This window comes from Polaribacter sp. Asnod6-C07 (genome assembly GCF_045063625.1).
Lineage (GTDB): Bacteria > Bacteroidota > Bacteroidia > Flavobacteriales > Flavobacteriaceae > Polaribacter > Polaribacter vadi_A.
This window is the reverse complement of sequence record NZ_JBEFOF010000005.1, coordinates 1,185,575-1,197,811: the sequence shown is the minus strand read 5'-3', so window position 1 is coordinate 1,197,811 and position 12,237 is coordinate 1,185,575. Positions and strand designations below refer to the sequence as shown.

Genomic DNA, 12,237 nt, shown 5'->3' with positions numbered 1-12,237 from the left:
TTTAAAATAGATGCTCTATATTAAGTTTACAATAACAGAATTAGAAAAATTTAAAGATTTTAAAGTAGTTTACAATCATATGGATGCTTTTAGAATTGGTGAATATGAAGAGGAAAAACTAGAAATAGATTGGGAAACTGCAACAGAAGAAGAAATTGATGCGTATTTCGATGAAGACAGGCCAAAAAGGAAATTGTTTGATACTCTTTTTCCTGAGTATGCTAAGCAATTTTTAGAACGCTATTTTTCTTTAGAAAATGCTAAAAGCCAATTAATTAATGAATACAACCTTTCTTTACTTAATTATTTAGAAGATGGTTTTGAGGTTAATTTAGATAGTTTAGAAAAAACAGAAAACAACAAAGGAATCGTAAAATTTTCGACCGGAAATTATCCTTTTGGTGGTATAGATCGTTTTTTAATGACTTTAAAAGCTTTTGATTTACAACCAACAGAATGTTTTGGTGGTTTTGATGTTTTCGAATTTAATTGGACTTCTGATTTTGAATATGAAGCGCAGATTTTAGAAGAAAAGACAAAATTGTATTTAAAAAGGTGATAAGACTTAAAAAAAAGGGCCAAAATCATTATAATTTTAACCCTTTTAACTAACTACTAACTAAAAAATATTTTTTCTTCTTTTTTAAGAAGCTATTGCTTTAGGTGCTGTTTTTCTTTTTAACCAAATTTTAAATTGTGTAACTAAGAAGAATAAAATTGGAACTACAATTAAAGTTAAAAATGTAGCAATCAACAAACCATAAATTACTGTCCAAGCTAAAGGCCCCCAGAAAACAACGTTATCACCTCCAAAATAAATATGAGGATTGTATTCTGTAAATAAAGTAAAAAAGTTAATATTTAAACCAATTGCTAACGGTATTAAACCTAAAATTGTAGTAATTGCAGTTAATAAAACTGGTCTTAAACGTGCTCTACCAGCTCTAACTATAGATTCGAATAAATCAGTTTTTTCTAAATATTCATTTTCGCCTAAACCTAATTCATGCTTCTTTCTATCAATCAATAATTGTGCATAATCTAATAATACAACTCCGTTATTTACAACAATACCAGCAAGAGATATAATACCCATCATTGTCATCATAATAACAAAAGAACTACCAGAAATAACGATTCCTCCAAAGACTCCAATAAAACTTAAGAAAATAGCAATCATAATAATTGTTGGTTTAGAAACCGAGTTAAATTGGAAAATTAATATGAAGAAAATTAATGCCAAACCTGTAAAGAATGCACCTACTAAAAATGCCATCTGTTTGTTTTGTTCTTCAATTTGACCAGTATAATCTATTTTTACACCTTTTGGTAAATTCTTAAAATTCTTCATTTCTGCCTGAATTTTACCAACAACTGCAGCTGCATCTGTTTCCCCTGGAGCTAAAGCAGAATATACAGTAACTACTCTTTTAATGTCTTTGTGTTTAATAGCACTAAAACTAGAGTTATTGCTTTGTGTGGCAACAGTAGAAACCGGAATTTCTTTTATTTGTCCAGAAGCCATATCTCTAAAAATAATATTCTGATTAAAAAGTGCACTCGTATTATATCTGTTTTCTTTATTAAAACGAACATAAATATCGTAATCTTCTCCTTTTTCTTTATAAACACCAGCTTTGCTACCAAAAATAGATGATCTTAATTGTTGCCCAACTTGCCCTGAAGAAACACCTAATTCACCTGCTTTTTTACGATCAACTAAAACCTCCATACCAGGTTTGTCTTTGTTAACATCAATCTTTAATTCGTCTATACCAACAATGCTTTTTGTGTTGATAAAATCTCTCATTCTTTGAGCAGTAAGAATTAACTCAGCATAATCATCACCTTCAATTTCTATGTTAATTGGAGATCCAACAGGAGGTCCGTTTAAATCTTTTTCAACAGAAATTAATACTCCTGGATAAATACCAACCAAGCCTTTTTGCACCTTTTGACGCATTAACTCACTGTCTAAACCTCTTCTATATTTATACTCTCTCATAGAAGCTGTAATTTTACCTTTATGAGGCATTTCTGCAGCAGAACCACCATCAGTTTGTGGATTTCCTGCACCTTCACCAACTTGAGAAACTAAACTTTCTACCATAAAGTTATGGTCACCATCCATATATTCATCACTATATAAAACGTCTTCAACTTTCTTTTCTATAAGTTTAGTGATTTCATTAGTTTTTTTGATATCTGTACCTTCTGGATATTCGATATAAACAATAATTTGGTTGGGTTTGTTATCAGGAAAAAATTCAACTTTTGTTCTTTGTGTTTTTAAAGACCAACCAAAAGCCATAAAAGAAGCAATTAGTAAAATAAAGGTTAAGGCTACTAAGAAGTATGGTTTTTTACCAGATAATGAGTTTCTTAATCTTTTTTCGTACCAACCTTCTAAAATTGGTAATATTTTATTTTGAAAACTGTTAGACCATCCTCTTAAAAACAATCTATAAATCCAAAGCATAATTGCTGTAAAAATCATTAATGCTCCAAGAGCACTATATGCTCCACCTGTTAATAATGTGATAATTCCAAAAATGGTCATTACACCAGTTAAAATGGCAATTTTTTGCATTGGCATATCTACATCTTCTACACTCATAAATTGAGAAACCAAAACAGAGTTAAAGAAAATTGCGACTAATAAAGATGATCCTAATACTGTAGATAATGTTATTGGTAATAATACCATAAAATCTCCCATAATTCCTGGCCAAAGACCTAATGGAATAAAAGCGGCAACTGTTGTTGCAGTAGAAATGATAATAGGAAAAGCAATTTCGCTAATTCCTTTTTTGGCAGCTTCAACTCTATTCATGCCTTCTTCGTCCATTAAACGATATACGTTTTCTACAACTACAATTCCATTATCTACCAGCATTCCTAGCCCCATGATTAATCCGAAAAGAATCATTGTGTTCATAGTATAACCTAGCATGTTTAATATCATTAAAGACATAAACATAGACATTGGTATTGCAAAACCTACAAATACTGCATTTTTAAATCCTAAGAAAAACATTAAAACAGTTACTACTAAAACAACACCAAAAATAATGTTGTTTACTAAATCGTCTACTTGACCAATTGTTTTGTCTGATTGATCATTAGTAATGGTAACTTTTAAATCTTTAGGAAAATAGTTTTCTTTGGCTTCGTTTACAATTTCTTTAATTTGTTCTGAAGCAGCAACCATGTTTTCTCCTGCACGTTTTTTAACATCTAACATTACAACAGGTTCTCCTCTTTCTCTTGCAAAGGTTGTTCTGTCTTTGTCTTTAAAAGATACAGTTGCAACATCTTTTAAATAAATAGGGTTATTAAATTCTGATTTTATTACAAAATTTTCTAGCGCATCTGGCTCATCAATTTCACCTATAATTCTAACAGTTCTTCTTTGTCCGCTTGTAATAAAATTACCTGCAGACATGGTTACATTTCCATTGCTAATGGCAGAAGTAATGTCGTTAAAACTAACTTTTGCAGCCATCATTTTATAAATATCTACAGCAACTTCTACTTCTTTTTCTTGTGCTCCACGAATGTCTGCTTGTTTAATTTCTGATAAATCTTCTATTTCATCTTGTAAATATTCTGCAAATTCTTTTAATTTATAAATAGGATAATCACCAGAAATATTAATGTTAGAAATAGGCATTTCTTCAGACATACTTAAATCGAACACATTAGGTTCTATTTTTGCGCCATTAAACGTTGGCCAATCTTCACTAGAAGTTTCTGTAGAGATTTCGTCTTTAACTTTTTGTTTTGCAAGTTCAACTGAAATGTTTTCATCAAACTCAACAATAACAATAGAGTAATCTTCTTGCGATGTTGAGGTAACTTCTACAACATTACTAACTGTTTTTACTTGATCTTCTATAGGATCTGTAATCAGTTTTTCTATATCTTCTGCTGTATTACCAGGATAAGCAGTGCTAATGTATATTTTAGTTTCTTTTACCTCTGGAAAATTTTCTCTTGCCATGGTTAAATACGCAGAAATACCATAGAAGAATAATACAGCCATTATTACATAAATGGTTGTTTTATTTTGAATTGCCCAAGTTGATAATTTAAACTCTTTATCTACTTGTTTTTTTTGTTCTGTCATCATTAATTATTTTATATTGATAACTTTTACAGTTTGTCCATTATTTACACTACGTGCACCTTCATCAATAATTTCTGTGCCTACAGAAAGGTTTTCTAAAACTTCTATATAATTACCTTGTGTTTTACCAGTTCTAATAATTAATCGTTCTGCAACAGCTTCGTTATCTGCATTTTTACCTTTAATAGCATAAACAAATTGCTCTCCATTTGCATTTTCTGATATGATACTTTGTGGAATTAAAATGGCTTCGTTTTGCGAATAATCATTTATTTGAAGTTTGGCTGTTAAATTTGGTTTTATATTACCACTTTTATTGGTTACAGGCACTTCTATTTTAAAAGATCTGTTATTAGGATTGATAAAACTACCCACTTGTTTTACAGAACTTTCTAAAGTTTCTCCTAAAACAGGAAAAGAAACTTTTACTTCTTTATTTTTAGTTATACTAGTAATGTATCTTTCTGGCACTTCTGCTTCTACATACATGTTGTTTAGATTCACAATTCTAAAAATTTCTGAACCTTGGCCACCAACTAATACTGTACCAGGTTCTTTTACTACATCATCAATAACACCAGAAAAAGGAGCTCTTACAGAAGCTTTAGACAATTGACTTTTAAGTTGTTTTAATGTATTCTCTTGCGCTTTGTAATTTGTTTTTGCTTGTAAAAACTGAATTTCTGAACCAATTTCTTGATCCCATAAACGTTTTTGACGCTCAAAAGTAGTCTTTGCTAATGCTGTTGTTGCTTCTAATTGTGCAACTTGGCTGCTCATTCCACCATCGTCTATAGTAGCTAATAATTGTCCTTTAGCAACTCTTTGGCCTTCTTTAACTAAAATGGTTTTTAAAATACCAGGCATTTCTGGGTAAACCAAAATGTTTTGTTTAGTTTTTACGTTTCCTTGAATTTCTAAGTAATGCGTAAAAACTTCAGATTTAGCTGTTAAAGTTGTTATTAACGGAAGTTTTTTAACAGTATCTTTTTCTGAAATAGCATTGTTAATAGCTTCTAAATCTTGGTTAATAGCTTCTAAATTTGCTGATATTTCTTTCTTTTTAGCTGTTAATTCTTGTAAAGTTCCTGTAGAAACTAAATCTGCTACAGAGGTTGTTTTCTTTTCTCCACAAGAAATTAAAATAATAGTGATTGCTAATAATGAATATATTTTTCTCATTGTGTTGTGATTATTTGATTGGTAAGTTTAATGCGTTTTCTAAGGTTGCTTTTGTAGCAATGATATTTAACATTGCTTGTACATAGTTGTTTTGTTGAGTGTATAATTGATTTTGAGCCTGAAGTAGATCAAAACTAGTAGTAATTCCTTCATCAAACTTAATTTGTTGTTTCTTTTCAATTCTTTCTGCAAGGTTTAAGTTTTTCTTTGCAGTTTCATAATTATCGATACTTAATTGATAATCACTTTTTGCACTTTGCGCTGCCAAACTTAATCTTTGTTTTGTTTCTTCTAAACGAATGTCTGCAGTTTCTAGGTTAATTTTGGTTTGTGCTATTTTTGCTTTTCTACCAAAACTACTAAAAATTGGTACGTTTAAACTAACACCTAATAATGATGATTGAAACCATCTTTGTTCGCCTTTAAAGAAAGAAAACTCTTCAGAAAAAGCTTGAGTACCATAATTTATATAAGCACTTAAGCTTGGTAAATTTTTACTTTTTTCTAATTGCATAGTTAAACGTTTCGTTTCTCTATCATTTTCTGCAATTTTAAAATCTATGTGATTGTTTAGTTTAAACTCTTCTACTAATAAATTTAAATTAGTGTTTGCAAGCACTAAAGACTCTAAACTATCAGTTAAAACCAAATTAGTTTCAATAGGGTTACCTAACGAAATGTTTAAAAGTTTGTATGCTATGTCTCTTAACCTTTCTGTGGCTCTAATGTTATTTTCTATGTTACCTTTAATAATTTCGAATTGCTCTACATCTTCTTGCTCAGCTAATCCGTTTTCATAACCTGCTTTTGCTTCTCTTAAAATCCTGTCGTTTACAACATTGTTTCTTTTTAAAATTTCGATGCTTTTTTCTGCAACAAGAACATTACCATAAGCATTAATTATAGCTTCTCTAGTTACTAATTCCGTTTTTTCTTTGGCTTGTTTAGAAATTTTTAAATAAGTTTTAGAAGCTTGTAAACCCACTAAATAAGAGCCGTCAAAGAGTAGTTGACTTAAAGTTACTGAGGCATTTATATTTTGTTTTTGTACAAAAACAAACTCTTCATTTACACCATCATTATCAAAATCTAATAAAGTAACAGGCAACTTTAAATATTTTTGATAATCTACAGCACCGTTAATTTGAGGCAATCCAATTGTGGTGGTTTCCCAAACAGTTTCTTTTGCAACTTTAATATCATTTTCAGCTGCTTTTGTGTTGTAACTATTCTCAATAGCAAAATTGATTGCTTCTTTAAGAGATAGATTCATTGTTTTTTCTTGCGCATTTGTAATCAAGAAAAAACAAGTACTTAAAAATACCAGAATTGTTTTTTTCATTTGTTCTATTTCTGTTTTAGTTGATTTTCTAATTGTTCTAATCCTTTTTCTGTACAAATACCCCTTAAATGATACTCTAAATAATAGTTCATTAGCGTGTTCATAGAATAGTTGTCTAAAGGAAAAAGTTCTTTGTCTTTAATGGTTACCATTCCAGTAAAATAAATTCTAGAGATAAATTCTACGTCTAACTCTTTTCTGTATAACCCTTGTTTTATGCCTTCATTTAAATTTTTAATTACACAAACCTGCATAATTTCGAATTGTTTTTTTCTGATGGATACAAAAATCTTTGGGTAATATTTTTGTAATTGATATTGTGGAGATGATTTTTCGTCTTTTAAATTAGACATAACAAATCGCTTTATATCAAATAATTCTTCTATTGGATTCTTTTTTAAACTGCAAATCTGGTTAATGCCAGAACTTATGTTGTTAAAAATATGTTCAGTTACAGAAGTTACAAGTGCTGTTTTATTATTAAAATACTTATAAATAGTCTTTTTAGATACACCAAGAGCACTGGCTATTTCATCCATAGTTACACTCTTAAAACCAAAGTTTAAAAAGAGTTCGTTAGATTTTTCTATTATTTTTTCTTTCATAATTCGCGTGCAAATATACACCTGGAAACTTTAGAAACAAAAAAAGTTTCCAAAGTTTTAATGATTTTTTAACATTCGAATTAAAAAGTGAAATTTCTTTACATTATTTTTACAAAAAAATACAGATTTGAACATTTTACATTATCAACAAGAATTTTTAGAATATTTAAAATCAAAAAATTGGATTCAAGAACCTAAAAACCTTTATGAACCTGTAGATTATATTCTACAATTAGGAGGTAAAAGAATTCGACCAGTTTTAACGCTTATGGCTGCTGATATTTTTTCATCAGACTATAAAAAAGCATTAGCAGCAGCATTGTCTATAGAGGTTTTCCATAATTTTACTTTGGTACATGATGATATTATGGATGATGCACCTTTACGAAGAGGTAAAGCCACTGTGCATGAAAAATGGGATATTAATACAGGTATTCTTTCTGGTGATGCCATGTTGATTTTAGCTTACCAGTATTTTGAAAATTACGAACCGATTGTTTTTCAAAAATTAGCAAAATTATTTAGTAAAACAGCATTAGAAGTTTGTGATGGCCAGCAATTAGATGTAGATTTTGAAACCAGAAGTGATGTTACTATTGATGAATATATTAATATGATTCGTTTAAAAACATCAGTTTTAGTAGCTGCAGCTTTAAAAATGGGCGCAATTGTAGCAGAAACTGAAGATAAAAATGCAGATTTAATTTATGATTTTGGTTTAAATTTAGGTTTGGCTTTTCAGTTACAAGACGATTATTTAGATACTTTTGGTAATCCAGAAACATTTGGAAAACAAATTGGTGGAGATATTATTGAAAATAAAAAAACTTTTCTTTATTTAAAAGCTTTAGAAATTGCTAACAAAGAAGATCAACAAAAGCTTCAATTTTTTTACAAACAGAAATTAGAAGAAAATTCAATAAAGATAACTGAAGTTACTAGAATTTTTGAGTTGAATGATATACCACATTTAATAAAAGAACAGATAGCAAATTATACAGAAAAAGCCTTTGATACTTTATCTAAAATGGATATTTCTAGAGACAATAAACAAAACTTAAAAGATTTTGGTTTGTGGTTAATGAATAGAACTGTGTAATTATTTGATTTTTTATTGCAAATAATTTAAAATAAATAGTACATTTGCAAACCAAAATTATAGGTCCTATAGCTCAGTTGGTTAGAGCACCTGACTCATAATCAGGTGGTCCATGGTTCGAGTCCATGTGGGACCACTCATAATTTTAAAGCACTTACATAATTGTAAGTGCTTTTTTTATTGAATTCAGTACAAATTTTATAGCATTTTCAACTCTCATCAAACAGGAATTTTAGAAGTAAAAACTAATTCTAAAGCGATAAAAAACCTCAAATTTTGCTTGAGGTTTAGCATATAATAATTATTAAAAAATTAAATCTTTAGTTTCGATTTTGGTGGATTTGGCAATTGATCAAACCCCATATTAAACAACGTGAAACCAAAAATATCTGCAGTTTCTTCAATAATTTTAGCAATTGGTTTTCCTGCTCCATGACCAGCATTTACTTCTATTCGTATTAAAGTTGGGTTATTCCCTGTTTGTTTTTCTTGCAATTCTGATGCAAATTTAAAGCTATGTGCAGGTACAACTCTATCATCATGATCGCTTGTGGTAACCATAGTTGCTGGGTATTGAACACCTTCTTTTACATTATGTACAGGAGAATATCCTTTTAAGTAATCAAACATTTCTTTGCTATCGTTAGCAGTTCCATAATCGTAAGCCCAACCAGCACCAGCAGTAAAGGTGTGATAACGCAACATGTCTAAAACACCAACTGCTGGCAAAGCCACTTTCATTAAATTTGGTCTTTGTGTCATTGTTGCACCTACTAATAAACCTCCATTTGAGCCTCCACTAATGGCTAAAAAGTCTGAAGAAGTGTATTTGTTTTCAATCAAATATTCTGCAGCAGCAATAAAATCATCAAAAACATTTTGCTTTTGCATTTTAGTACCAGCAATATGCCATTTTTTCCCATATTCTCCTCCACCACGTAAATTGGGTACTGCATAAATCCCCCCTTGTTCCATCCAAACAGCCATTGTAGTTCTAAAACTTGGTGTAAGGCTTACATCAAATCCTCCATAACCATATAAAATCGTTGGATTTTTTCCATTTAATTCCAATCCTTTTTTATGTGTGATAATCATAGGTACTTTTGTACCGTCTTTAGAAGTATAAAAAACCTGTTTGCTTACGTAATCATCAGTCTTAAAATCAAGAGCAGGTTTCCAGTACGTTGTATACGTTCCATTTTCAGGATTTAATTTAAACGAAGAACTAGGCGTTTTATAATTGGTAAAAGTAAAATACAATTTTTTGTCTTTGGTTTTTCCTTTAAACCCATAAGCAGTTCCTAAACCCGGTAGTTTTACTTCACGAATTAAGTTTCCATCAAAATCATATTGCAATACTTTTGATACAGCATCTACCATATAACTTGCAAAAAAATATCCAGCACCTGTAGAAGGAGACAATACGTTTTCTGATTCAGGAATAAAATCTTCCCAGTTTTCTGAAGTTGGGTTAGCAGCATCAACAGTAACCACTTTTTTATTTGCTGCGTTTAAATTGGTAACCAAATATAATTTATTATCTCTATTATCAATAAGATATGTATCACTTTTTGTATGATGTAAAACAGTGATTAATTTACTATTTGGTTTTGATAAATCTTTTATATATAACTTGTTTCCAGAGGTTGAAACAGATGCATAAATCACCAAATATTTGTAGTCTTTGGTTAACTCACTAAAAACATATCTGTGTTTTTCTTTGGGAGTTGCTCCAAAAATTATGGTATCTGTTTTTTGTGATGTTCCTAATTTGTGATAATACAGTTTATGTTGATCTGTTTTAGCAGACAATTCACTTCCTTTAGGTTTATCGTAACTTGAGTAATAAAAACCTTCATTTTTATACCAAGAAATTCCGGAGAATTTTACATCAATCAAAGTATCTTCTTTTATGGTTTTAGATTCTACATCTAAAACTATAATTTTTCTCCAATCAGAACCAGCTTCAGAGATTGAGTATGCAGCAATTTTTCCATTTTCAGAAAAACTTAATGTGCCTAAAGAAGTTGTAGCATCCTCAGAAAAAGTATTCGGATCTAAGAAAATTTCTGGTTCAGAATTGCCTTTTTTTCTATAAATAACAGACTGATTTTGCAAACCATTATTTTTAGAAAAATAGGTGTAATCACCCTCTGTATAAGGGGTTCCAATTCTTTCGTAGTTTAACAATTCTGATAAACGAGATTTTAATTGCGTTCTGTAAGGTATTTTGCTTAAATAATTGAAAGTAACAGCGTTTTGTGCTTTTACCCACGCTTTAGTTTGTTCACTTTTATCATCTTCTAACCATCTATAATTGTCAGTTACAGCTGTGCCAAATAAGGTATCTACAACTGGTTTTTTTGCTGTTTTAGGATAATTCACTTCTTTATTTATTTGGTATAAGAAGCTAAAGTAATACTTGCTAAAATAATGTGTGGAATAAATCTGATTTTCATTTTTTTTATTTAAAAAAGATAAGTTATTTGCATATTATCAGTTGTTTAGTCTTTTTTAACATTTTGATTATTTACAAGATCAGGATTTGTAATCATCAACCTAAAAAAACGACTACTTTTGTGACTGCTAGCCTAATTCTAGCAATTTTTTAATTATGACAGAGAATTTAACAAAAGCAACTTTTTTAGAAAAGGTGTTTAATTTTGAAGAAAACGCAGCATGGAAATTTGAAGGAGACAAACCAGCTTTAATCGATTTTTATGCAGATTGGTGTGGCCCTTGTAAAATGATTGCTCCAATTTTAGAAGAATTATCAGAAGAATATAAAGGTAAAATAGATATCTATAAAATTGATACTGAAGCAGAGCAAGAATTATCTGCTGCCTTTGGTATAAGAAGTATTCCATCAATGTTATTTTGTCCTGTAGAAGGAGAACCACAAATGGCAAATGGAGCTTTACCAAAAGCTGATTTAGAACGTGTTATTGCTGATGTTTTAAAGGTAAATAAGTAATATAATACCTAATAATTATAAAGAGTAACTATTGAGATAGTTGCTCTTTTTTTATTTGTCAGTTTTAATATCATTTATTTCAAAATCTGCAAAATATACTTTTTCATCTCTTAGTTTATTGGCATGTTTTAAACTTCTATAAATTCCCCATTTTGGTCTTGCATACTCCATTGTTTCATACCAAGTTTGTATGTTTTTTTTATCAACTTTAAGAATTGTTTTACCACTTAATGTTTTTAAAGTAACAGCATAACTTCCGTTTTTACCAAAGGTTATTGTTTCGTCTGCAACAATCCATTTACCAGTAATTTTAGATAATTTTACAGAACTTAAAACCTGCTGCACATCTTCATCAATATAAACAATATCAAAACTTCTCTTCCCTTTTTTATCTCTAGCCATAAAAGCAAATAAAGGTTCGTTTGTTTCTGTTAATCTATATGTTATTTGATGCAAATTTGTATGTCTAGAAGATGCTTTAAATCCTTTTTGTAATTTAAATTTCCACTTATAATTCAGTTTTTCTCCTTCTGTGGCTAAAATAATAGGATTAGATCTTTTGTGTGCTTTAATTTCATTGCGCTGTCTATCAAATCGTTTACATCTATCCTTATCATTTTTAATATGTATGATAAATTCAAAAACATATTTATTTAAAGTAGAATCAAACACTTCAGAGATATGTCTGCCAAAATCTTTATGATTACAATCTGGCACTTCTACAGCAGTTCTATTTTCTGAAATAAGTACTTTGTTTATCAACTCATAAGTATCTCCTTCTCCATTTGCAGTTAATTTAATTTGTGAAAAACCTTCATTAAAAAAGAATAAAGTAAAGATTGTAATAAAACTCAGTAGTTTTTTGCAGTTATAAAAATGCATAGATAGTTTGTCTTTTGAGTTACT

Annotated in this window: 9 protein-coding genes and 1 tRNA gene; 4 read left to right on the top strand and 6 right to left on the bottom strand. The window is 29.6% G+C overall.

The window, feature by feature from the left end; genetic code table 11:
* Positions 1 to 10: 10 nt before the first annotated feature.
* Positions 11 to 559 carry a hypothetical protein gene (locus tag ACJJVK_RS04890; protein ID WP_405563773.1) on the top strand — a complete coding sequence of 183 codons (549 nt, stop codon included), beginning with the start codon at positions 11 to 13 and terminating at the stop codon, positions 557 to 559.
* Between the two features lie 84 nt (positions 560 to 643).
* Here ACJJVK_RS04890 and ACJJVK_RS04885 read toward each other — a convergent pair whose 3' ends face one another.
* From ACJJVK_RS04885 to ACJJVK_RS04870, 4 genes are read right to left on the bottom strand one after another with little or no spacing between them, the layout of a single operon-like run.
* A complete protein-coding gene (locus ACJJVK_RS04885) occupies positions 644 to 4,129 on the bottom strand; it encodes an efflux RND transporter permease subunit (RefSeq protein WP_405568309.1) in 3,486 nt (1,161 codons plus the stop codon).
* Positions 4,130 to 4,135: 6 nt separating this feature from the next.
* Positions 4,136 to 5,311 carry an efflux RND transporter periplasmic adaptor subunit gene (locus tag ACJJVK_RS04880; protein WP_215994430.1) on the bottom strand — a complete coding sequence of 392 codons (1,176 nt, stop codon included), beginning with the start codon at positions 5,309 to 5,311 and terminating at the stop codon, positions 4,136 to 4,138.
* Positions 5,312 to 5,321: 10 nt separating this feature from the next.
* On the bottom strand, positions 5,322 to 6,653 hold the full coding sequence (locus ACJJVK_RS04875; RefSeq protein WP_215994429.1) for a TolC family protein: 1,332 nt from the start codon (positions 6,651 to 6,653) through the stop codon (positions 5,322 to 5,324).
* A gap of 5 nt (positions 6,654 to 6,658) precedes the next feature.
* Positions 6,659 to 7,258, bottom strand: coding sequence for a TetR/AcrR family transcriptional regulator (locus ACJJVK_RS04870; protein ID WP_215994428.1), 600 nt, complete (start codon positions 7,256 to 7,258; stop codon positions 6,659 to 6,661).
* A 127-nt stretch (positions 7,259 to 7,385) separates the two neighbouring features.
* Here ACJJVK_RS04870 and ACJJVK_RS04865 point away from each other — a divergent pair, with 127 nt between their 5' ends.
* Positions 7,386 to 8,357 carry a polyprenyl synthetase family protein gene (locus ACJJVK_RS04865; RefSeq protein WP_405563768.1) on the top strand — a complete coding sequence of 324 codons (972 nt, stop codon included), beginning with the start codon at positions 7,386 to 7,388 and terminating at the stop codon, positions 8,355 to 8,357.
* Positions 8,358 to 8,419: 62 nt separating this feature from the next.
* Positions 8,420 to 8,493 (top strand) — tRNA-Ile (locus ACJJVK_RS04860).
* A 176-nt stretch (positions 8,494 to 8,669) separates the two neighbouring features.
* On the opposite strand, the gene ACJJVK_RS04855 is transcribed toward ACJJVK_RS04860, so the two are convergent.
* Positions 8,670 to 10,754 carry a prolyl oligopeptidase family protein gene (locus tag ACJJVK_RS04855; protein ID WP_405568307.1) on the bottom strand — a complete coding sequence of 695 codons (2,085 nt, stop codon included), beginning with the start codon at positions 10,752 to 10,754 and terminating at the stop codon, positions 8,670 to 8,672.
* A 217-nt stretch (positions 10,755 to 10,971) separates the two neighbouring features.
* Here ACJJVK_RS04855 and trxA point away from each other — a divergent pair, with 217 nt between their 5' ends.
* The gene (trxA, locus tag ACJJVK_RS04850) at positions 10,972 to 11,331 is read left to right on the top strand and encodes a thioredoxin (RefSeq protein ID WP_215994191.1); all 360 of its coding nucleotides are present in this window, start codon (positions 10,972 to 10,974) and stop codon (positions 11,329 to 11,331) included.
* 51 nt (positions 11,332 to 11,382) lie between these two features.
* Here the strand turns inward: trxA and ACJJVK_RS04845 are convergent, their stop codons facing one another.
* Positions 11,383 to 12,213, bottom strand: a complete 831-nt coding sequence (locus tag ACJJVK_RS04845) for a fibronectin type III (RefSeq protein WP_405563765.1) — start codon at positions 12,211 to 12,213, stop codon at positions 11,383 to 11,385.
* Positions 12,214 to 12,237: the final 24 nt, after the last annotated feature.